Source organism: Amycolatopsis sp. NPDC049159 (assembly GCF_040648295.1).
Lineage (GTDB): Bacteria > Actinomycetota > Actinomycetes > Mycobacteriales > Pseudonocardiaceae > Amycolatopsis > Amycolatopsis pretoriensis_A.
The window spans coordinates 171,818-193,540 of the sequence record NZ_JBEZDL010000004.1 but is presented as its reverse complement, the minus strand read 5'-3'; the positions used below and the strand labels follow the sequence as shown (position 1 = coordinate 193,540).

At 72.7% G+C, this 21,723-nt stretch carries 18 protein-coding genes; 6 read left to right on the top strand and 12 right to left on the bottom strand.

The annotated features are described in order from the left end of the window. Positions 1-17 precede the first annotated feature (17 nt). Positions 18-1,088, bottom strand: coding sequence for a LacI family DNA-binding transcriptional regulator (locus AB0B33_RS09810; RefSeq protein WP_247023569.1), 1,071 nt, complete (start codon positions 1,086-1,088; stop codon positions 18-20). Positions 1,089-1,168: 80 nt separating this feature from the next. Here AB0B33_RS09810 and AB0B33_RS09805 point away from each other — a divergent pair, with 80 nt between their 5' ends. Beyond that, complete coding sequence (locus AB0B33_RS09805) at positions 1,169-2,185, top strand: endo-1,4-beta-xylanase (RefSeq protein ID WP_360769041.1); 1,017 nt, start codon at positions 1,169-1,171, stop codon at positions 2,183-2,185. Here the strand turns inward: AB0B33_RS09805 and AB0B33_RS09800 are convergent. The 6 genes from AB0B33_RS09800 to AB0B33_RS09775 form a co-directional block, all read right to left on the bottom strand. Then, positions 2,175-2,717: a polysaccharide deacetylase family protein gene (locus AB0B33_RS09800; protein ID WP_360769039.1), complete on the bottom strand. Its 543-nt coding sequence runs from the start codon at positions 2,715-2,717 to the stop codon at positions 2,175-2,177. The genes AB0B33_RS09805 and AB0B33_RS09800 overlap by 11 nt on opposite strands. 55 nt (positions 2,718-2,772) lie before the next feature. Beyond that, the gene (locus AB0B33_RS09795) at positions 2,773-3,705 is read right to left on the bottom strand and encodes an acyl-CoA desaturase (protein WP_247023566.1); all 933 of its coding nucleotides are present in this window, start codon (positions 3,703-3,705) and stop codon (positions 2,773-2,775) included. A 326-nt stretch (positions 3,706-4,031) separates the two neighbouring features. Further along, entirely contained in the window at positions 4,032-4,235 is a 204-nt protein-coding gene (locus tag AB0B33_RS09790) for a cold-shock protein (RefSeq protein WP_086680104.1), read from the bottom strand. Positions 4,236-4,325: 90 nt separating this feature from the next. After that, entirely contained in the window at positions 4,326-5,591 is a 1,266-nt protein-coding gene (locus AB0B33_RS09785; RefSeq protein ID WP_247023565.1) for a cyclopropane-fatty-acyl-phospholipid synthase family protein, read from the bottom strand. Between the two features lie 11 nt (positions 5,592-5,602). Next, on the bottom strand, positions 5,603-6,994 hold the full coding sequence (locus AB0B33_RS09780; RefSeq protein ID WP_360769034.1) for an FAD-binding oxidoreductase: 1,392 nt from the start codon (positions 6,992-6,994) through the stop codon (positions 5,603-5,605). Between the two features lie 46 nt (positions 6,995-7,040). Then, positions 7,041-8,090 carry an aldo/keto reductase gene (locus AB0B33_RS09775; protein WP_360769031.1) on the bottom strand — a complete coding sequence of 350 codons (1,050 nt, stop codon included), beginning with the start codon at positions 8,088-8,090 and terminating at the stop codon, positions 7,041-7,043. Positions 8,091-8,186: 96 nt separating this feature from the next. Between AB0B33_RS09775 and AB0B33_RS09770 the strand changes: the two genes are divergently transcribed. From AB0B33_RS09770 to AB0B33_RS09760, 3 genes are all read left to right on the top strand, one after another. Next, positions 8,187-8,759 carry a TetR/AcrR family transcriptional regulator gene (locus AB0B33_RS09770; protein WP_360769029.1) on the top strand — a complete coding sequence of 191 codons (573 nt, stop codon included), beginning with the start codon at positions 8,187-8,189 and terminating at the stop codon, positions 8,757-8,759. Between the two features lie 475 nt (positions 8,760-9,234). Next, complete coding sequence (locus tag AB0B33_RS09765) at positions 9,235-9,660, top strand: DUF6292 family protein (protein WP_360769026.1); 426 nt, start codon at positions 9,235-9,237, stop codon at positions 9,658-9,660. A gap of 100 nt (positions 9,661-9,760) precedes the next feature. Next, positions 9,761-11,206: a trypsin-like serine protease gene (locus tag AB0B33_RS09760; RefSeq protein WP_360769023.1), complete on the top strand. Its 1,446-nt coding sequence runs from the start codon at positions 9,761-9,763 to the stop codon at positions 11,204-11,206. A gap of 41 nt (positions 11,207-11,247) precedes the next feature. Here the strand turns inward: AB0B33_RS09760 and AB0B33_RS09755 are convergent, their stop codons facing one another. Further along, positions 11,248-12,786: a S8 family serine peptidase gene (locus tag AB0B33_RS09755; RefSeq protein WP_360769020.1), complete on the bottom strand. Its 1,539-nt coding sequence runs from the start codon at positions 12,784-12,786 to the stop codon at positions 11,248-11,250. Between the two features lie 259 nt (positions 12,787-13,045). On the opposite strand from AB0B33_RS09755, the gene AB0B33_RS09750 reads away from it, so the two are divergent. Further along, entirely contained in the window at positions 13,046-15,895 is a 2,850-nt protein-coding gene (locus AB0B33_RS09750) for an AAA family ATPase (protein WP_360769017.1), read from the top strand. Between the two features lie 3 nt (positions 15,896-15,898). Here AB0B33_RS09750 and AB0B33_RS09745 read toward each other — a convergent pair whose 3' ends face one another. Further along, on the bottom strand, positions 15,899-16,324 hold the full coding sequence (locus AB0B33_RS09745) for an ATP-binding protein (RefSeq protein WP_360769014.1): 426 nt from the start codon (positions 16,322-16,324) through the stop codon (positions 15,899-15,901). Positions 16,325-16,384: 60 nt separating this feature from the next. Here AB0B33_RS09745 and AB0B33_RS09740 point away from each other — a divergent pair, with 60 nt between their 5' ends. Further along, positions 16,385-18,247 carry a prolyl oligopeptidase family serine peptidase gene (locus AB0B33_RS09740; protein WP_360769012.1) on the top strand — a complete coding sequence of 621 codons (1,863 nt, stop codon included), beginning with the start codon at positions 16,385-16,387 and terminating at the stop codon, positions 18,245-18,247. Here AB0B33_RS09740 and hpaD read toward each other — a convergent pair. From hpaD to dapA, 3 genes are read right to left on the bottom strand one after another with little or no spacing between them, the layout of a single operon-like run. After that, complete coding sequence (gene hpaD / locus AB0B33_RS09735; protein WP_360769009.1) at positions 18,230-19,273, bottom strand: 3,4-dihydroxyphenylacetate 2,3-dioxygenase; 1,044 nt, start codon at positions 19,271-19,273, stop codon at positions 18,230-18,232. The genes AB0B33_RS09740 and hpaD overlap by 18 nt on opposite strands. Next, positions 19,270-20,778, bottom strand: coding sequence for a 5-carboxymethyl-2-hydroxymuconate semialdehyde dehydrogenase (hpaE, locus tag AB0B33_RS09730; RefSeq protein WP_360769006.1), 1,509 nt, complete (start codon positions 20,776-20,778; stop codon positions 19,270-19,272). Before hpaE ends, hpaD begins: the two co-directional genes overlap by 4 nt. Next, positions 20,775-21,722 carry a 4-hydroxy-tetrahydrodipicolinate synthase gene (gene dapA / locus AB0B33_RS09725; RefSeq protein WP_360769003.1) on the bottom strand — a complete coding sequence of 316 codons (948 nt, stop codon included), beginning with the start codon at positions 21,720-21,722 and terminating at the stop codon, positions 20,775-20,777. The genes hpaE and dapA overlap by 4 nt, the downstream gene beginning before the upstream one ends. Position 21,723: the final 1 nt, after the last annotated feature.

Here is a 21,723-nt window from a genome sequence, read left to right as displayed (position 1 = left end):
GCCCCGCAGGTCGGCCGCTACCTCCGGCCGACCGGAAGGGCCTCGCTCGGCCGGTGCGCCGGGGTCGCCGTGCTCTGCCGGACCACCAGGCTCGTCGCCAGCTCCACCCGGTGGCTCTCCGGGTGCACCCCGCGCGCCAGCGAAATCGCCAACCTCGCGCCCGCCGCGGCCATCTCCTGCAGGGGCTGGCGGATCGTCGTCAGCTCCGGGGTCAGCCAGCGGGCGATCGGCAGGTCGTCGAAGCCGACCACGCTCAGGTCGTCCGGGATGCGCAGCCCGGCGCCGCGGGCGGCCTCGTACACGCCGAGGGCCTGCAGGTCACTGCCCGCGAACACCGCCGTCGGCGGGTCGGGGAGGGTGAGCAGCGATGCCAGCTCGCGATAACCCGAGCGGACGTGGAAGTCGCCGCGGCGGACCAGGGCCGGGTCGAACGCCAGGCCCGCCGTCTCCAGGGCCGTGCGGTAGCCGTCGATCCTCGCCCGGCTGCACAGCACGCCTTCCGGTCCGCCGATCATCGCGATGCGGCGGTGACCCAGGTCCACCAGGTGCCGGGTCGCGGTCAGGCCGCCCTGCCAGTTCGTGGCCCCGATCGAGGGCGTCTCCGGGCCCGGCGCGCCGGCCGGGTCGACCACGACCAGCGGGATGTCGCGGGCGCGCAGCTTGGCCAGCTGCCCGCCGGTGAAGTCCGAGCACACCGAAACGATGCCGACCGGGCGGCGGGCGAGGACGCTCTCCAGCCAGCTCTGGCCGGGGGTGTGCCGCCCGGACGATTCCGCGAGCACGACCGCCATTCCGTTTTCGCGGGCGACGCACTCGACCCCGCGGATGATTTCGAGTGCCCACGTGCTTTCGAGTTCGTGGAACATCAGTTCCAGCAATCGCGAACGGCGGGACCGTTCGTCGGCCCGGCGGCGGTAACCGTATTTACCGATGACCGCTTCCACCCGGGCCCGGGTGCTTTCGGCGACGTCGGGCCGACCGTTCAGGACTTTCGAAACAGTCGGCACGGAAACACCGGTCTCGGCGGCGATCCGGGCGATCGTGACCCGGGACGCGGTCGGCTCGAGATCCTCGGACTTCGTTGTCATGGAGGAGATTCTAGGTCATCGAAACCTGATTTGAAACGCCTCGAAACTTTCGGTTCGCCATTGTCGATGGAAGGGTGAAGATGCTGAGAAGAATTCCGAAGAAACGCGCCGTGCTGGTGCTCGCGGCCGTCGCCGGTATCGCGGCGTGGCAGGCGCCTGCCGCGTCCGCGTCGGTTCCGCTGCAATACAGCACGAACCGCTACGTCGGGAGCGCGGTGGCCGCGTCCTACCTGGCGGCGGAACCCGATTACCGGGCCGTGCTCACCCGCGAATTCGACAACGTCACCCCCGAGAACGAGATGAAGTGGGGGACCGTCGAAGCCGTCCGCGGGCAGTACGACTGGTCGGGCGCCGACGCGATCATCCGGTACGCCCAGCAGCACCACAAGACCGTCCGCGGGCACACGCTCGTCTGGCACTCGCAGCTCCCGGACTGGGTCGCCGCGCTGCCCGCCGACGAGCTCCGCCGCGTCCTCAAGGACCACATCACCACGGAAGTCAAGCGCTACCAGGGAAAGGTCCGCGCCTGGGACGTCGTCAACGAGCTGTTCAACGAGGACGGCACCCGGCGTGACACCGTCTTCCGGCAGAAGCTCGGCGACGGCTTCGTCGCCGACGTCTTCCGGTGGGCGCACGCGGCCGACCCGAAGGCGACGCTCTACATCAACGACTACAACATCGAAGGCCGCAACCCGAAGAGCGACGCCGTGTACGACCTGGTGAAGACCCTGCGGCGGCAGGGCGTGCCGATCGGCGGCGTCGGGATCCAGGGGCACCTGTCGATCCAGTACGGCTTCCCGGCCGAGTACCGCGCCAACCTGGCCCGGCTGGCGAAGCTGGGCGTGGACGTCGCGATCACCGAGGCGGACGTCCGCATCCCGACCCCGCCCGACGCGGCGAAGCTGGCCACCCAGGCGAGCTACTTCGGCCGGCTGTGGGACGGCTGCCAGGCGGTCCGCCGCTGCGTCGAGTTCACGACGTGGGGCTTCACCGACCGGCACTCTTGGGTGCCGGACGTGTTCCCCGGCGAGGGGGCGGCCTGCCTCTTCGACGAGGACCTGCGCCCGAAGCCGGCCTACACCCGCATCAACCCCTGACCGGACCGGGGCGCAGGCCCCGGGCGGCCAGGTCCGCGAGGAGGAGGGGCACCGCCTCGACGGTGGCCGGGCGGCCTTCGTGCAGCAGCACGACCCCGCCCGGCTCCACCGCCGAAGCCGCCGTGACGATCTCGCCGGTGGACGCGCCGGCCCAGTCGCGGGTGTCGACGCTCCACAGCACCTCGGTAAGCCCCTGCGCGGCGACGAGCGAAGCCACGTCGGGGCCGGTGTCGCCGTAGGGCGGCCGGAACAGCACCGGGCGGACGCCGGTGAGCGCCGCCAGGAGGTCCTGCGTCCGGCGGACCTCCCGGTCGCGGCTCGCGGCGTCGAGGGTGGTGAGCCGCGGGTGCGTCCACGTGTGGTTGCCGATCGCGTGGCCCGCGGCCGCGATCGCCCGCACCAGGTCCGGGTGCGCCGCGGCGTGCTCACCCCAGAGGAAGAACGTCGCCCGTACGCCGCCGAGGGCCGCCAGCAGAGCCGGCGTGGTCGACGGGTACGGGCCGTCGTCGAAGGTCAGCGCGACTGCGTCCACCCGGACAAGGTCACCCGGCGCGGCCGCGGGGGCAAGGACTTTCGGCGGGGTTTCGTCAGCGGGCCAGCGCCGCGAGCCGCTTCGGGGTCGGCCAGCGGACGTTCCACGCCCAGCCGAGCTTCTCGAACGCCCAGATCACCCGCGCGGAGATGTCGATCTGGCCGCGCTGGGCGCCGTGGCGGGCCGACGTCGGGTCCGCGTGGTGGGTGTTGTGCCAGGACTCGCCCATCGACAGGATCGCCAGCGGCCAGAAGTTCGCCGAGCGGTCGCGGCTGGCGAACGGGCGCTCGCCGATCATGTGGCAGATCGAGTTCACCGACCACGTCACGTGGTGCTGGAACGAGATCCGCGCCAGGCCGGCCCAGAGGAACGCGGTCAGCGCGCCCCACCAGGAGAGCGTGATCAGGCCGCCGAGCAGCGGCGGGATCAGCAGGCTCAGCACGACCCACAGCGGGAAGAGCCGGTCGACGACGCGCAGGTCGCGGTCGGCGGCGAGGTCCGGGGCGAACCGCTCGACGTTGGTCTTGTCCCGGCCGAACAGCCAGCCCATGTGGGCGTGCCAGAACCCGCGGGCCAGCGCCACCGGGGAGGTGCCGAACAGCCACGGGGAGTGCGGGTCGCCCTCGCGGTCGGAGAAGGCGTGGTGGCGGCGGTGGTCGGCGACCCAGCCGATCACCGGGCCCTGCGCCGCGAGGCCGCCGGCGATGGCCAGGGCGATCCGCAGCGCCCGCTTCGCGCGGAACGCGCCGTGGGTGAAGTACCGGTGGTAGCCGACGGTCACGCCGAGTGTCGAGACCACGAAGAACGCGCCGCCGATGGTGAGGTCCAGCCAGCTGACGCCCCAGCCCCAGAACACCGGGACGGCGGCGGCCAGCGCGAGGAACGGGACCAGCAGGAACGTGCGGATGGTGATCAGCTCGGCGACGCTCTGGCGGCCGCTGAGCACGGGTTTGGGTATCGGGCGGGGAGCCTTCACGGAGGCGGTCATGCACTACTCGATTCGAGGATCTCGCCGCGCGGGACCTGGTCCTCGCGCGGGGGCCGGGGAGCGGGATCACCCGGCGGTCTGCGGTCTGGGGTGGTGGCCGGGCGTGTCGCCGCTCCTGCCGGCGATCGGCCCCGGTGGTCATCGCGGCATCGCCGCCGCCGGGGCTGCCACACCCGGAACCGGACGGCGACCGGTGGCCGCGGGCCGGGCGTGGGAAGGGCTCCCGGCACCCCATACGTTACCGGACTGTTGTGAATCCGCAGTGTGGCCGCGCACGAAGAAGGCCCCCGCCCGGAACGGGCGAGGGCCTTCAGGTGCCTCGTGGCTCAGATGACGCTTACGCGCTGGGCCTGCGGGCCCTTCTGGCCCTGACCGATTTCGAACTCGACGCGCTGACCCTCGTCGAGCGACTTGAAGCCGGTGCCCTGGATCTCGGAGTAGTGGACGAACACGTCCGGACCCCCGCCGTCCTGGGCGATGAAGCCGAAGCCCTTTTCACCGTTGAACCACTTGACACTGCCCTGAGCCATACCAATACCTACTCTTTGTTAGTGAGCCGGAGCGTCCCGTTCGGACGTCCCGGTCTCGTCCCTATTCTCGCACTACTCCCCGTACCCGGGTCAAACCCCCCAGTCGGGTCGCAGCGGCAGACCCATCCCGCCGGCACTGTCGGTGCGGACTCCGAGCACCTGGTGCAGCTCGATCTCCCGCCGTTCGAACGCCAGCCGGCAGGCCGCGAGGTAGAGCGCCCAGACGCGGCTGCGCCCGGCGCCGGCCTCGCCGACCGCCTCGTCCCAGTGCTCGTCGAGGTTCTCGCACCAGCCGGCCAGCGTCAACGCGTAGTGCTCCCGCAGGTTCTCCGAGTGCCGCACCTCCAGGCCGCTGTCGTGCATCGCCGTGACGATCTCACCAGGGGCTTCGAGCTCGCCGTCCGGGAAGACGTACCGGTCGATGAACCCGCGCGAGCGGTGGGCGACGCTGGTGTCCGGGTTGGTGATGCAGTGGTTGAGCAGCCGTCCGTGCGGCTTGAGCTTGCCGGCGAGGAAGCGGAAGTAGCCGGGCACGTTGCGCGCCCCGATGTGCTCGGTCAGGCCGATCGACGAGATCGCGTCGAACCCCGTTTCGGTGACGTCGCGGTAGTCGAGGTGGCGGATTTCGGCGCGGTCGGCGAGGCCGAGGGCGACGATGTTCTTCTGCGCCCACTGCGCTTGTTCACGCGAAAGTGTGACACCGAGGGCCTCGACGCCGTAGTGCCGGACGGCGTGCGCGACCATGCCGCCCCAGCCGCAGCCGACGTCGAGCAGCCGCATGCCGGGCTTGAGGCCCAGCTTGCGGCAGACGAGGTCGAACTTGTTCGCCTGCGCCTCCTCCAGCGTCGCGTCCGCGGTCGGGAACACCGCGCAGGTGTAGGCCATCGACGGGCCGAGGACGAGCTCGTAGAAGCGGTTGGAGACGTCGTAGTGGCTGGCGATGGCCTCGCTGTCGCGCTCCTTCGAGTGCCGGAGCGCGGTCAGCCCGCGGCGGAACCGGCTCGGGTGCTCCTCGGCGGGCGGTTTGACCAGCCGCAGGTGGCCGGGGCCGAGCTTGCGCAGCAGCCACAGCCGGTCGGCCGCGGTGAGCTGGTCGACCTGGGCCGACAGCGCGTGCAGCGCCGTGTAGAGGTCGCCGGTGACGTCCAGCGCGCCGGCGACGTACGCGCGGGCCAGGCCGAGGTCGCCGGGGGAGGACATCAGGTAGTCGAGCGCGAGCGGCGAGCGCACCTGGATGGCCACGGGGGCGTCGGCCGGGCCGCTGCTGCTGCCGTCGTAGGCGGTGATCGACACGGTGGCGCGGGGGCCGAGCAGCCGCTCGAAGACCTCGCCGACCGTGGTGCTTGCCTGGGTCACTTTCGTTCCTTTCACCGGCGGCGGACGCATTTTTCGTAGAGACCGAGCAGCCGCTCGCGTGGATCGTAGGTCCGCTTGAGCTCGGCGTAGGCGTCGCCGTTGTAGAGCCGCCAGAACTCGTCTTCGGAGTAGAAGCTGTCCGAATAGAGCGACTTGTGCCCACCGAGCCGGGTGACTTCGGCCTCGATCATCCGGTTGTGCACGCCGCCGCGTTCGCCGGGCTCCAGCGGCACCGCCGACCAGAACCCGAAGTTGACGTAGAGCTCGGCGGGGTCGAGTTCGTAGAGCGGCCAGCGCACGCCGCCGGGGCGCTGCCGGAGCGGGCAGATCCAGACCGGGCTGATGGGGATCTCCCGCTCGAAGAACTCGAGGAACTCCGCCGCGCGGGCGAGCGGCACCTCGATGTCCTGCACGATGGTCTCCTCGGGCGGCAGGCGCCGGAGCTTGAGCAGCCGTTCGGCGATCTTGAACCGGCGGTCGAGCGCGACGGCCTTCCAGTAGACCGACGAGCGGAGCAGCCGGCGCCCCAGCAGCAGCCGCGGCAGCCGGTGCTGGACGCCGAAGGCGCGCGAGCACCAGAACCAGTCGGTGTCCCAGCGCCAGAGGTAGTCCCGGACGGTGAGGTGGTCGGTCTCGCGCCGCTGGATGGACCGGTAGTAGATGTCCAGCCAGGTGTAGTCGCTGGTCGCGGGCGCGGAGTCGGTGAAGGTGCCGAGCGTCAGGTAGAGCTCGTCCGGGCCGAAGACCGTGCCGTCGACGAAGTCCTGCTCGCCGCTCTCGCAGACTTCGCCGAGCGCGCTGAAGAACGTGTCCCGGTCGTGGTAGCGGACGTGGCGGAGCTCGACGAACGGCTTGACCGGCTCGAGCAGGATCCGCAGCCGCAGCGCGTAGCCGAGGGTGCCGTAGGAGTTGGGGAAGCCGTGGAACAGGGCCTGGTGCTCGTTGTCCGGCGTGGCGAGGACGATCCGCCCGTCGCCGGTGAGGATCTCGAGCTCGAGCACCGATTCGTGCGGCATGCCGTTGCGGAACGACGAGGACTCGATGCCGAGCCCGGTGACCGCGCCGCCGAGGGTGATGGTCTTGAGCTGCGGCACGACCAGCGGCATCAGCCCGTGGGGCAGCGTGGCGTCGACCAGCTGCTCGTAGGTGACCATCCCTTCGACGTCGGCGGTGCGGGTTTCGGGGTCGACGCGCAGCACGTGGCTGAACCCGGCGACGTCCAGCCCCGGGTGGCGGGACGCGGTCCGGGAGCGGAAGAGGTTCGAGGTGCGTTTGGCCAGCCGCACGGTGGCTTCGCCGCTGATCTCGGTGAGCTGCCGGCGCAGGGCGTCGACGCGGGCTTCGTGCTCGGGGAACGCCGGGCCCGGACGGGCTTCGGGCACCCCGGCCTGATCGATGGTCACGCCTCGATCCTGCCTCACGGACCAGGCAGGCGCACGGTCCCGGTGCCTACTTCAGTGCCATACCGGGGATGCGGGCGCGGATCGCGGCCAGCTCGGCTTCGTCGGAGACGCCCTGCCAGTCGTGGCGAGGGGTGTAGGGCGCCTCGAGCGCGCGCACGTCGTCGTCGGAGAGCACGACGTCGAGCGAGGCCACGGCGTCGTCGATCTGCCCCGCCGAACCCGCCCCGACCAGCGGCGCGGTCACCACGGGCTGCCGCCGCAGCCAGGCCAGCGCGATCTGCGCGCGGCTCACGCCGTGCGCCGCGGCGACCTTCCCGACGGCCTCGGCGATCGCGCGGTTCGAGGCCTCCTCGGTGGGGGAGTAGAGCATGTCCGCGAAGGCACCGTCGGTCTCGGCGCGGGCGGTCGAGCGGGCGTCGTCCCAGGCGCGGGCGAGGCGGCCGCGGGCCAGCGGGCTCCAGATGATCGTGCCGACGCCTTCGTCGAGGCACAGCGGGATCATCTCGCGCTCCTCCTCGCGGTGCAGGAGGTTGTAGTGGTCCTGCATCGAGGCGAACCGGGCCCAGCCGTGCCGCTGCTGCAGGTGGAGGGCCTTCGCGAACTCCCAGGCGGGCATCGAGGAGGCGCCCAGGTAGCGCACTTTGCCCGCTTTGACGAGGTCGCTGAGCGCTTCGAGGGTCTCCTCCAGCGGGGTGGCGTGGTCGTTGCGGTGCACTTGGTAGAGGTCGATGTAGTCGGTGCCGAGCCGGCGCAGCGAGTGGTCCGCCTCGGTCATGATCGCCTTGCGCGAGAGCCCTTTTCCGTTCGGGCCGGGGCGCACCGGGTGCCGCAGCTTGGTGGCGATCACGACGTCGTCGCGGTCGGCGAAGTCCTTCAGCGCGCGGCCGAGGATCTCCTCGCTGGAGCCGTTCGAGTACATGTTCGCGGTGTCGAAGAAGTTGATGCCCGCGTCGAGCGCGTGCTTGATCAGCGGCCGCGCGTCGTCCTCGCCGAGTGACCAGACGGGGTGGCCGCGGCCGGGCTCGCCGTAGGTCATCGCGCCGATCGCGACGGGGGAGACGTCGAGGCCGGTGGTGCCGAGCTTCACGTAGTGCATGGGGTGCTCCTGCCTGGGCAACTCGCGGAGGATCCTCCGCGAGTTCGAAATTAGCGGAGAGCTCTCCGGATGTCAAAGGTGGGGCATGATCGGGGCATGACCGACGGCACGTACGGCACCCAGCGCAAGGCCGCCGCGCGCAACCGGGTCGCGATCATCGAAGCCGCGCACGAGCTGTTCGCGGCCAACCCGCTCGTGCCGCTGAGCGAGGTCGCGAAGCACGCGGGCGTGGGTGCCGGGACGCTGTACCGCCACTTCCCGACGCGGGAGGACCTGATCCTGGCGGCCTACCAGCACGACATCGAGCGCCTGACCGCGGAGGCGGACGCGGTGCTGAAGAGGCAGCCGTCGGCGAAGGCGGCGTTCGTCGAGTGGTTCGAGACGCTCGCCGGTTACATCCGGTTGAAGCACGGGCTGGGCGACGCCCTGCACAGTGCCGCGGCCCAGGACGTGATCAGCGCTTCGTGGGCACCGGCGACGGCGGCGGTGAAGAAGCTGGCCGACGCGTGCGTGGCGGAGGGGACGATCGCACCGGGGCACGACCCGGCGGACATCATCATGCTGATGAGCTTCCTGTGGCGGGTGGCGAACGACGACGAGGGCGCGGCCCAGGGACGGCGGTTGATCGCGGCGGTGTTCTCGGGATTGCAGGTGCCCCCGGCGGACTGAACGCGGCCTCGGGTCGCGGCGGTGCGCCGGTCACCGCGGCCGGCCGCGAGTTTCGAGCCGCGGGGATCGGTTCGCGCGGTTCACCTCGGCCCGGATGATCGCGGCGGCCGCTGAGCCGACGTTCGCCCCCTCCGGCGCCCGCTGTCGGGGAAACGCAGTCGGCTCCGGCGGCATGGCCCGATGGCGCGCCCGCCGCGGGCCCTGTGCCGGACATGCGGCCGGCCGTTGCCGCTGAGCCGACGCCCGCCGGGCGCCCCCTCCGGCGCAATCCCGGGCGCGCAAGCGGTGGGCGTGGGTTCGAGCTGCGCCCGCCGGGATCGCCGCGCGCCCCGGCGCGGATGGCCGCGCTGCCGGGCCGAACTGCTCCGGCGCGCCGTCGATTCCGGTGCGTGGCCCACGATTGGCTGACACCGGGACGGGGTACTCGCCGTCCGGATCGCGGGGATCCCGCGGCGGTTCGGGAAGCGAGGCGGCGTTGAGCATTCTGATCGACTTCGGGCGCGACACGGAGTTCTCGTTCGAGCGGCGGTTGCGCGGATACGTGGAGGCGGTCGCCAAGGCCGTCGGGGTGGGGCTGGAGTCCTGCGCCTTCGACCCGGGGACGCCCGCCGCCGCCTACATCGCCCTCGACTGGCGGTTGAGCCGCTTTCCCGACCACGATCTCGCGCTCGTCTGGGACGAACGGCACGGGTGGGCCGCGGCGATCGAAGGCGCCGCCGGTGATCCCTCGACCGTCTTGGCCCACCTGGGGGGCGAAGCCGTCCCCGAAGTTCGTGCGGTGGTCCGGTTCCTGGCCGCCGTGCGCGCGGACGACCCCGGTGCCGGCGAGCTCGAAGCGCCGGTGCTGCTCGAGGCCGGCGACCACGAACGGCTGCTGAACGCCCTCGCGGCGCGGCAATGACGCGGCAATAGTTCCGTAGCCGTACGGGGCGGCTCCCCGGTTGTTCTCGTACCCGGCGTCACCGGAAAGTGACCGGCAGCAACCTCGAAAAGGAGCTGCCGTGAACTCGAGACAACGCTTGCTGGGCGCGTTCGCCGCCGTCCTCGCCCTGCCGCTGGTCGCCGTACCCGCCGCACAGGCGGGTGGCAATCCGCCCGCCGTGGCCCCGCTCGGCGGGACGCCGCTGCCGGCCGGGGTGTCGCCGTCTTCGGTCGGCGGGACGCCCGCGTCGGTCAAGGACTACCCGTTCGTCATCGCCGGGTTGCGGGACGGCGGGCCGCGGCCGCTCGGGCAGACCTGCACCGGCTCGGTCGTCGCGCCGCGCAAGATCCTCATCGCCGCCCACTGCAAGGCCGCCGAGGGGCAGAAGTCGTTCCTCTACGGACTCGACGACCTCAGCGCCGGCGGCGGCACGGCGATCGGCGTGGTCAGCTACGACACCCACCCCAAGTACGTCAACTTCGACCAGGGCTACGACGTCGCGGTGGTGACCACCGACCGGGACATCCCGGTGCCGGGCGGGCAGTACGCGAAGGTCGCCACCTCGGCCGACACGGACCTGAACAAGCCGGGCAAGACCGGGCTCGGCCTCGGCTACGGCAAGAAGGACTTCAACGACGACACCCGCGACGTCACGCTGACGAAGTTCAGCCTGCCGATCGTGGCCGGGAGCAACTGCAGCGGCGTCGGCGCCGGCTTCCAGGAAGCCACCATGATCTGCAGCGGCTACTCCGACGGCCACGTCACGATCCTGCCCGGCGACAGCGGCGGGCCGCTGCTCGTCGACGGCAAGGTCGCCGGCGTCGCGTCGTGGAGCCGCAGCGACTTCAAGTGGTACAGCGTCTACGGCCGCCTCAACAACGACATGGGCGACTGGGTCGAGCAGCAGATCGGCGACGTCACCCCGCCGGAGACGTTCGGCATCGGCGTCACGCCGGGCGCGGTCAAGACCGAGGCGGGCGGGTACGTTTCCGCGTCGGTGACGAGCACCGCCGGGAAGAACGGCGCGGAGCGGGTCGACCTGACCGCGTCGGGCCTGCCGGACGGGGCGAAGGCGACGTTCCAGCCTTCGGCGATCACCTCGGGGGACACCGCGAAGCTCACGATCGAGACGGCCGCGACCACACCCCAGGGGGACTACCCGGTCACGATCACCGGGACCGGCCCCAGCGGCACAGCGACCGCGAAGCTGACCCTGACCGTCGGCACCGGCCAGCCGCCCACCGGTGACCTCAAGGTGAGCGTCGACCCCGGTAGCGGGACCGTGCGACCCGGGTTCTTCACGACCGCCGCGGTCACCGTGTCCGGCGGCACCGGCACCGTGACGCTGTCGGCCACCGGGCTGTCGTTCGCGCCGTTCTTCAACCCCGCCACGGTGAACGGCGGCGGGACGTCCCGGATGCAGCTCGCCGGGCCGTTCCAGCGCGGGACCTACCCGGTCACCGTCACCGCGAAGGACTCGACCGGCAAGACCGCGACGGCGAAGTACACCCTGACCGTCCAATGAGGACCGGGAACGGGGAGGCCGCCGGCCTCCCCGTTCCGGCGTCAGAAGGTGATCGTGAAGCCGTCCAGCGTGCCGGTGTCGAAGCGGTAGACGTCCTGCGCCCGCACCTGCCAGGTGCCGTTCGCGGGTTCCGCCGCCGCGTTCACCGTGAACGTGGTGTGGATGCCCGCCGCCGAGCCGGTGCCGCCGGCCTTCCGCAGCGGGAAGACCGCGCCGCTCGGCCCGACGAGGTCGACCGCGAGGTCGGCGGTGTAGGTGTGGGTGATGTCCACCTTGACCGCCAGCGTCGCCGGCGCCTTGCCGTCGCACCCGTCCTGGGTGACCGAGCTGGTGACCGCGGCGCCGGCGTCCGGGATCGCCACCGGGGTGGTGTTGGACTTGGCGCCGCACTTCGACGGCGGGGTGCCGCCGCCGATGAAGGACACGTTCAGCAGCTTGTTCGGCGAACCGCTCCCCGGGTTCTTGACCACGCCCGAAGTCGCGCCGCCGACGAGCGCGTCCCGGACCTGCTGCGCCGTGGCACCCGGGTTGGCGGCCAGGTAGAGCGCGGCCGCGCCGGTGACGTGCGGGGTCGCCATCGACGTGCCGCTCATGTTCGCGCTGCTGCCGTTCGACAGCCCGAGCGACGTGATGTTGTTGCCCGGCGCGAAGAGGTCGGTGCAGCTGCCGTAGTTGGAGAAGGACGCGCGGTTGTCGTTCTCGTCGGAGGCGTTGACGGTGATCGCCTCGGGGACGCGCGCGGGGCTCGTGCCGCACGCGTCGGTGGAGCTGTTGCCCGCGGCCACCGAGTAGACGATCCCGGCCGCGATCGACCGCTTGATCGCGTCGTCGCCGACCCCGACCTGGTCCATGGTCAGGCTCATGTTCGCGACCGCGGGCTTGGCGGCGTTGGCCGTGACCCACTCGATCGCGTCGACCGCGGCGGAGTCCGGGCCGTTGCCCGAGCAGTCGTTGCCGAGCACCTTGAGCCCGACGAGCTTGACCTTCTTCGCGACGCCGTAGGTCTTGCTGCCGATCGTGCCCGCGGTGTGCGTGCCGTGGCCGTTGCAGTCGCTGCCGTTGCCGCCGACGAAGTCCTTGCCGATCGACGCGCGGCCTTCGTACTCCGGGTTGTCCGGCTTGATCCCGGTGTCGAGGTCGTAGGCGGTGACGCCCTCGCCGGTGTTCGGGTAGGTGTAGGAGTTGTCGCGGGGCAGGTTCGCCTGGTCGATGCGGTCCAGGCCCCAGGTCGGGTTGGTCTGCGTGCCCGCGGTGCGGGCGGTGCCGTCCTCGTAGACCGCGGCCACCGCGGGATCGGCGGCCAGCCGCCGCGCCTGCGGTGCGCTCAGGTGCCGGGCGGAGAACCCGTGCAGGACCCGGGAGTACGTCGACCGGACTTCGCCGCCGTACCGCCCGGCGAGCGACGCGGGTGCGACGAGCGCCTGGGCGTCCTTCAGCACCACGATGTACTGGTCGCCGTAGTGCTGCCGGGCCGGGACGACGGTGCCCTCCGGTGCCGCGGCGGCCGCCACGCCGGCGGTGGCCAGCGCGGCCACGACCGCCGCGGCGACGGCGCCCGCCTTGCGGTGAACTGTGCGCATGCTTCGACTCCACTCACTCGAACAGGTGAATCGCGGTGCGGTGACCGAGAGCCACCGCCGTTTCACTGTCGGGTGGGCTCACCTGCGCTAACAAGCGAGGCAGCGCCCCGTAGGCCTACGTAACTAATGCCTTTCGCGGTCCCCCTACGAAAGTTCCGTGCCCGGCCGCGCGGGTTCCGCGCGCCCGAACGGCGGTCCTAAGCTCCGGTCACCGGACAGGGTGGTTCGGGGCGTTATGCCGCTTTCAGGGGGGCGGGCGATGACGAACGGGATCGTGGCCAGGGCCGGCTCGCCGGTGCTGGTCGGGCGGACGGCCGAGCTGGCCGCGCTCGTGTCCGCCGCGCTGCGCCCGCCCGCGGTCCTCGTGCTCGAAGGGGAGGCGGGCGCCGGGAAGACCCGGCTGGCCGCCGAACTCCTGGCCCGGCCCGAGCTCGCCGGCGCACGCGTGCTGGCCGGCCGGTGCCGTCCGCAGCGGGAGCCGTTCCCGTACGGCGTGGTCGTCGAAGCGCTGCGGGACGCCGCGAAGTACCTGCCGTCGGCCCCGGCGCCCGGCCCGCTCACCGGCGTCCTGGGCCGCCACCTGCCGGAACTCGCGCCGCTGCTGCCCGCGGCGCCGGAACCGCCCGGGGACCGCCGGGCCGAAGCGCACCGGTTCTTCCGCGCGGTCCGCGAACTGCTGGACCTGCTGGGCCCGCTGGTGCTCGTCGTCGAGGACGTCCACTGGGCCGACGACGGCTCGCGGCGGCTGCTGCGGTTCCTCATGGGCGACCTGCCGGCGGGGACGGTCCTGCTGGTGAGCTACCGGCCCGAAGACGTGCCGGGCGGGCTCCCGCTGGGCCGCGCGCACCGGCCGGCGCCGGGCAGCTCGACCACGCTGGTCCGGGTCGGCCCGCTGGACCCGGACGGCGTGGGGCAGCTGGCCGCGGCCCTGCTCGGCGAGCCCGGCGTGTCCGGCGCCTTCGCGGCCCGGCTGCACGAGCGCACGGCCGGGATCCCCTTCGTCGTCGAGGAAGCCGTGCACGCGCTGCCGTCGCCGGTCACCGACGGGGCGCTGGACAGCGTCGAGGTGCCCGAGCTGCTGCGCGAAGCGACCGTCGACCGGCTCGGGTCGCTGCCGCTCGTGGCGCGGCGGATCGCCGAAGCCGCGGCGGTGCTCGCCGAGCCGGCGCCGGTCGAGCTCCTCACGACGGTCGCGGGGCTGGGCGCGGCGCGCGGGCGGTACGCGCTCGTGCTGGCCCTGGAGCGGGCGGTGCTGGTCGAGGCCGCCGAGTGCCGCTACGGGTTCCGGCACGACTTCGCGCGGCAAGCGGTGTACGGCGCGATCCCCGGGCCGGTGCGCCAGGAACTGCACCGGCGGGCCGTCCGGGTGCTGGCCGGACGGCGTCCGGAGCCGTGGCTGCGGCTGGCCGAGCACAGCCGGAAGGCCGGGAACGCGGCCGACGCGTTGCGCTACGGCGAAGCCGCGGCCGACCGCGCGATGGAGGCCGGCGACCCGGCGACCGCGATCGGGCTGCTGCGCGCGCTGCTCGCCGGCCCGGAGCTCGATCCGTCCGATGTGGACAGACTGGCGGCGAAACTGGCGTCCGTGGCCGCGAACGGCGTCTCGCAGGCCGAGGTCGTCGCCACGCTGGAGGGGCTGCTCTCCGGCGACCGGCTCTCCGGGCGGCTGTCGGCGGAGATCCGGCTGAGCCTCGGGCTGCTCCTGGTCCGGCAGGCCGACGGCCTGGAGGCGGCGCGCGCCGAGATCGAGGTGGCGCTGCCGGGGCTCGGGCACCGGCCGGATCTCGCCGGGCGGGCGATGGCCGTGCTCGCGCAGCCTTGGGTGGGCGCGACGCCGTTGCGCGTGCACCTGCCCTGGCTCGACCGGGTCGACGGACTCATCGCGACCGCGGAAGACGCGCGGCTGCGGCTGACACTGATGGCCAACAATCTCCCGTCCCGCCTGCACATCGGCGACCCGCGCGCGTGGGCGGCGCTCGACGCGGCCCCGGTGAGCGCCGGTTCGGCCGAGGAACAGCGCCAGCTGGCGCGGCTGTACTGCAACGCCGCCGACGCCGGCGCGTGGACCGGGCACCACCGCCGGGCGCGCGGCCTGCTGGAACGCGGGATGCAGCTCGCGGCCGACGCCGGGACGCCGTACGTCGTCAGCACGGCCCGCACGACCGGGGTGCACATCGACTGGCTGAGCGGCGCGTGGGCCGGGCTCGACGAACGCGCGCGGGCGCTGCTGGCGGAGTACCGCGACCTGCTGCCGGTGAGCAGCGAGCTGTCGCTGGTACTGGGCTTGCTCGCCGGCGCGCGCGGGGCCTGGGACCGGGCGGCGGCGTGTTTCGCGGTGACCGGCGTCGACCGGCCGGAGAACGCGTTCACCCCGGTGGTGGTCGCCGCGCACGGCGGGATCGCCGGGATGCTGCTGGCCCAGGACGCCGTCGAAGCGGCGGCCGCGGAAGCCGCGCGCGGCCTGGAACTGGTCCGCACCAAGGGCGTCTGGGCGTGGTCGGGCGAGCTGGTGCCGGTGGCGGTGACGGCGTTCTGCCGGACCGGCCGCGCGGGGGAGGCCCGTGCCGCGCTCGCTGAGCTCGACCGCGAGACCCGCGACCTGGCGGCGCCGATGGCCCGGGCGGTCCTCACCGAAGGGCGCGGGATCGTCGCGGCCCACGACGGCGACGTCGCGGGCGCGGTCGGGGCGTTCGACGAAGCCTGCGCCCGCTACGAGCGCCTCTCGACGCCGTACCCGGCGCTGGTGGCGGCCGAACGCCGGGCGCGCTGCCGGTACGAGGCCGGCGACGTGGCCGCGGCGGGCGAGTTCGGCGACCTGGCCGACGCGTTCGCCGCACTGGGCGCCACCCGCGACGCGGCCCGCTGCCGCCACACGTTCCGCTCGACGGGCGCGACGGCTCCTTCCCGCCGCGGCCGCCGCGGCTACGGCAACGAGCTGTCCCCGCGCGAGCGCGACGTGGCCCGGCTGCTGACCGACGGGCACACGAACCGGGAGATCGCGGAGGTGCTGTTCCTGTCCCGGCGCACGGTCGAGCAGCACGTGGCCAACGTGCTGCGGAAGCTGAAGGTGCGGTCGCGGGGCGAGCTCGTCGGGGTGCGGACGGGGTGAGCGTCAGCGGAGGAGGTGGACGGGCACCAGCGCCCAGACGACCTTCCCGGACGCCGTGGCGCGCACGCCCCAGCCGTGGGAGAGCTCGTCGATCAGCCGCAGCCCGTGCCCGCCGCCGGCGGCGACCCGCTCGATCGCCGGGTCCTCGTCGGACACTTCGACCAGCAGGCCACGACGTTCGCGGGTGACCCGGAGGAGGGACGGGCGCCCGGTGTGGCGGTAGGCGTTGCCGACGAGTTCGTCGACGACCAGGAGCAGCGCCCCCAGCCGTACGTCCCGCGGCTGCCCGAACCCGACGCACTCGGCGACGGCCGACCGCACCCGGCGCGGCAGCGGCCGCGTGGAAAGGTCGAGCGTCAGCTCCGCGGCGGCGGCGACCCGCGTGCTGAGCTCCTCGACGGCCCGGCTCATTTCTTCTTCGACGGTCATCCCGCACCTCCCCGGAGGGTTCGTGGCAGCGTGGCGGCCGGATGGGCCAGTATCGGGGAAGTGACTGAACTGACGGCGGAGACCGTGGTCGATCGGCAGGTGCCACGCACCCCGCAGCTGTCCCCGGACGGCCGGTGGGTCGTGTACGCGGTGGACGGGGGTTTGTGGCTCGTCCCGGCGGACGGCGGTGCCGAGCCGCGGGAGTTCGCGACGGGCCGCGAGCCGCGGTGGGCGGCGGACTCGGCGACGGTCTTCTTCCTGTCGGACCGGGACGAACAGGGGAAGGCGCAGCTGTACCGCGCCGGGACCGACGGCGACGCGGAGCGGCTGACGGACTGGGCCACGGGCGTGAGCGGGTGCGTTCCCGTGCCGGACGCGGCGGCGGTCGTGGTGCTGGCGCCGGCGGAGGACGACCGGCCGGCCGGTCCGCGGGTTCGCAAGGTCACGGCGGGCCCGGGCGCGCGCGTGCCCGCCGGAGGTGGTGCGGGGTCTGGCGAGGACCCGGTGGCGGCCGCTCACCAGCCACCGGTGGCCAGGCCGCGCTGGGACACCGTGGCCCGGCCGGATCGCCTGTGGCTGCTCGACCCGGGCACCGAGACCCCGCGGCCGCTCGCGGACCTCGGCCGCCGGCACGTCGTCGAAGCCGCCGCCCGGCCGGACGGGCGGACCCTCGCCGTCCTCACCTGGTCCGTCGCCGACCGCGAACCCGGGATCTTCGAACCCGGCCTGCACTTCGTCGACCTCCGCACCGGCGCCGTCGAAGACCTGCCCACCCCGGCGCTCGAAGCGACCGGCCTCACCTGGTGGCGAGACGAAACCGGCTGGCGGCTGGTCTACCTCGGTCTCACCCCACCCGGCCTCGTCGGGGGCCATGCCGTCTTCGACGCCGACGGCCGCAACCTCACCGCCGGCCTGGACGGCTGCCCCACCGAACTCGCAGCAGCCGGGGATGGGCCGCCGCTCGTCCTGGTCGCCGAGGGGCTCGACACCACGATCCGGCGGCTCCCGGACTTCACCGAAGTCGCCAACGCCCGGGGCTCGCTCGCCGGCCTGACCGCGAACGGGGCCGGCGAGGTCGCGCTCGTCGCGAGCACCGCGGCCGAACCCGACGCCGTGCACGCCGGGCCGGCCGCGGGGCCGCTCGTCCGCCTGACCACCGCCCTGAAGGGGGACTGGGCCCCGCAGGAACGCCTCGCTTACCGGGCCGAAGACGGCCTGGAACTCGACGGCCTGCTCCTCCTCCCGCCCGGAACCACCCGCTCGGACGGCCCGTTCCCGCTCGTCACCCTGATCCACGGCGGCCCGCACGACCGCTACGCCGACCGCTTCCACCTCGGCTGGTACCCCTCCGGCCAATGGCTCGCGGCCGCCGGCTTCGCGGTCTTCCAGCCCAACGGCCGCGGTGGGCTCGGGCACGGGGACGCCTTCGCCCGCAGCGTCGCCGGCGAAGTCGGCGGGGCGGAGTTCACCGACGTCCTCGCCGGCATCGACCTCCTCGTCGAAGCGGGTGTCGCCGACGAGGACCGGCTCGGGATCGGCGGCTGGAGCCACGGTGGGTTCGTGGCGGCCTGGGCCGTCACGCAGACCGACCGCTTCAAGGCCGCCGTGGTCGGCGCGGGGGTGATCGACTGGCCGCTGCTGGCCGCCACCGGCGAGCACACCCGGTTCGAGGCCGCGCTCGGCGGGCTCGCGAACAGCCCGATCACCCACGCCCACCGGATCCGCACGCCCGTGCTGATCCTGCACGGCGAGGGCGACCCGAACGTGCCGCTCTCCCAGGCCGAACTCCTGCACCGCGCGCTGCACGACCGGGAGCACGAGTTCGTCGTCTACCCGCGGGAAGGCCACTCGATCCGCGAACGCGACCACCGGATCGACGTCCTGAACCGCACCCGCGCGTGGTTCTCACACCTGCTCGCCTAGCTTGAACTCCGCCTCCCCGGTGGTGAAGGAGAACCCGTCCGCGCCGATGGTGACGTCGGCTTCGCGCGGCTCGGACCGGGCGACGACCGGCTGGACCGCCCCGTCGAGGTCCAGCACCACCGACGCGTCGGTGTACCAGCTCGGCACCACCGGGTTGCCCCACCAGTCGCGGCGCTGGTTGTCGTGGACGTCCCAGGTGATCACCGGGTTGTCCGGGTCGCCGGTGTAGTAGTCGTGCGTGTAGATCTCGATGCGGTGCCCGTCGGGGTCGCGCACGTACAGGTAGAACGCGTTCGACACGCCGTGGCGGCCCGGGCCGCGCTCGATCATCCCGGACTTGCGCAGCGCGCCCAGGTGGTCGCAGATGTGCAGGATCTGGTGCCGCTCGTGCGACGCGAACGCGATGTGGTGCAGCCGCGGGCCGTCGCCGCCGGTCAGTGCGACGTCGTGGACCGTCGGCTTGCGGAACAGCCAGGCCGCGTACACCGTGCCCTCGTCGTCCTGGATGTCCTCCGACACGCGGAAACCCAGGCCTTCGTAGTACTTCCGGGCGGCCGGCACGTCCGGCGTGTCCAGGTTGAAGTGGTCCAATCGCGACAGTGCGCCGGCGCCGTGGACGTCGTAGCGCTGGGTGAACCGCTCGACGTGCTCGGCCTCGTGGAAGAACTCCACCGGGAACCCGAGCGGATCGGTGATCCGCACCGCTTCGCCGATGCCGCGCGTGGCACCCGCCGGGCGCCGCTCCACCCGGACGCCGAGCGCCCGGTAGTACTCCTCGGCGAGGTCGAGGTCGCCGGGCGTGCGCACCCGGTAGGCCAGCACACCCAGCGCGGCCGTGGATCCCTTGCGCAGCACCAGGGAATGGTGCAGGTACTCCTCGAACGCCCGCAGGTAGAGCGCGTCGGCGTCTTCGTGGGTGACGACGAGGCCGAGCACGTCGACGTAGAACGCGCGTGAGGCCGCCAGATCGGTGACGACGAGCTCGGCGTACGCGCAGCGGATGACGTCCGGCGGCGTGGCGGTCATGACTGTCCCTCCTGGACGGTGCCGAAGCGGGCGGTGTGCACCGGCCCGAGCGAGACGTGGATCGCCTGCTGGTGGGTGTAGAAGTCGAGCGAGCGGTAGCCGCCTTCGTGGCCGAGGCCGGACGCCTTGACCCCGCCGAACGGCGTCCGCAGGTCGCGGACGTTGTGCGAGTTCAGCCAGACCATCCCGGCCTCGACCGACTGCGCGAAGGTGTGCGCGCGCTCCAGGTCCGACGTCCAGAGGTAGGCGGCGAGCCCGTACTTGACGTCGTTGGCGAGTGCCAGTGCCTCGGCTTCGGTGTCGAACGGCGTCAGCGCGACCACCGGCCCGAAGATCTCCTCCTGGAAGATCCGCGCGGTGGAGGGGACGTCGGCGAACACCGTCGGGGCCACGTAGTTCCCGCTGTCCAACCCGGACGGACGGCCGCCGCCCGCGAGGAGCCGGCCCTCGGACTTGCCCAGCTCGACGTAGCTCATCACCTTGGCGTAGTGCTCGGGGTGCACGAGCGCGCCGACCTCGGTGGCCGGGTCGTGCGGATCGCCGACGACGATGTTCGCCGCCCGCGCGGCGTACCGCGTGCAGAACTCCTCGTAGATCGGCCGCTCGACGAGGATCCGGCTGCCCGCGGTGCAGCGTTCGCCGTTGAGGGAGAACACGCCGAAGAGCGTCGAGTCGATCGCGGCGTCGAGGTCGGCGTCGGCGAACACGATGGCCGGGGACTTGCCGCCCAGCTCCATCGACATGCCCTTGAGGTGGGCCGCGCAGTTGCGGTAGATCGTCTGCCCGGTCGTGGTTTCGCCGGTGAACGAGATCAGCGGGACTCCCCTGTGCTTGACCAGTGCGTCACCCGCCTCCTCGCCGAAGCCGTTGACCAGGTTGAAGACCCCGGCCGGCAGTCCCGCGTCGGCGAAGATCTTCGCCCACAGGCTGGCCGAGAGCGGCGTGAACTCGGCCGGCTTGAGCACGACCGTGCAGCCCGATGCCAGCGCCGGCGCGAGCTTCCAGCTCTCCAGCATGAACGGGGTGTTCCACGGCGTGATCAGCCCGGCGACCCCGACCGGCTTGCGGTGCACGTAGTTCACCTGCCGCCCGGGCACCTGGTAGGTGTCGTCGGCCTGGGCGACGACGAGGTCGGCGAAGAACCGGAAGTTCTCGGCCGCGCGCTGCGCCTGCCCGAGCGCCTGGGTGATCGGCAGGCCGGTGTCGAACGTCTCCAGCTCGGCCAGCCGCTTGTCCTGCGCTTCGACGGCGTCGGCGATCTTGTTCAGGATCCGCGCGCGGGCCCGGGGGAGCAGCCGCGGCCACGGGCCTTCGGTGAACGCCCTGCGCGCCGCGGCGACCGCCCGGTCGACGTCTTCGGCCTGGCCCGCGGCGGCGGTCACGTACGGGGTGTTGGACACCGGGTCGAGCACGTCGAACGTCTTGCCCGACACGCTGTCGACGAGCTCACCGCCGATGTAGTGCTTGAGCTCGCCCGGCAGTCCCTCCGGGACGTAGTGGGTCATGCCTTCCCTCCCACGGTGAAGCCTTCGGCGGGGCTGAGGTACTGGGCGCCTTCGGCCATGAAGTCCTTGATCCGGGCGATGCCGGACTCGGTCGGTGTGATCAGCGGTGGCCGCACGTGCCCGGACGCGATCAGCCCGCGCTGCTCGAGCACCCACTTCCCGGGCGCCGGGTTGGTTTCGACGAACAGCAGGTCGACCAGCGGGTGCAGGCCGTAGTGGATCTCGCGGGCGCGCTCGTGGTCGCCGGACTGCCAGGCGGTGTACATCTCCGCGCACGCGGCCGGGGCGATGTTGGCCGTCGCGCTGACGAACCCGGCGCCGCCGAGGGCCAGCAGCGGCAGGCACAGCAGCTCGATCCCGGACCACACCAGCAGGCTCCGGCCGCACAGGTGCAGCACGCGGGAGAAGTGCTCGAAGTCCTTCGTCGTCTCCTTGATCCCGACGAAGTTTTCGCACGAGCGGAACAGCCGCGCGACCGTCTCCGGCGCGAGGTCGACCGCGGTGCGGCTCGGCACGTTGTAGGCGACGATCGGCAGGTCCGGGAACTCGCCGCAGACCGTGCGGTACCAGACGAACAGCGCGTCCTGCGTCGGCCGCGCGTAGTACGGCGTGATGACCAGCGCGGCGTCGATCCCGGCGTCCTGGGCGGCCGCCGTCAGCTCCAGGGTCTCGTCGAGCTTCGCCGAGCCGGTGCCGGGCACGAACGGCACGCGGTCGCCGACCGCGGCGGCCACCGTGCGGATCGCTTCGGCGCGTTCGGCGACGGTCTGGGAGCCGGGTTCGCCGGTGGAGCCGCCGATCGAGATGCCGTGCGAGCCCGAGGCGAGCTGCCAGCGCACGAGGTTCTCGAGGCCGGCGTGGTCGACGGCTCCCTCGGCGGTGAACGGCGTCATCAGCGGCGCGATCGACCCGCGGATGGCCTGGGGGTCGGAGCGGAAGCGCATG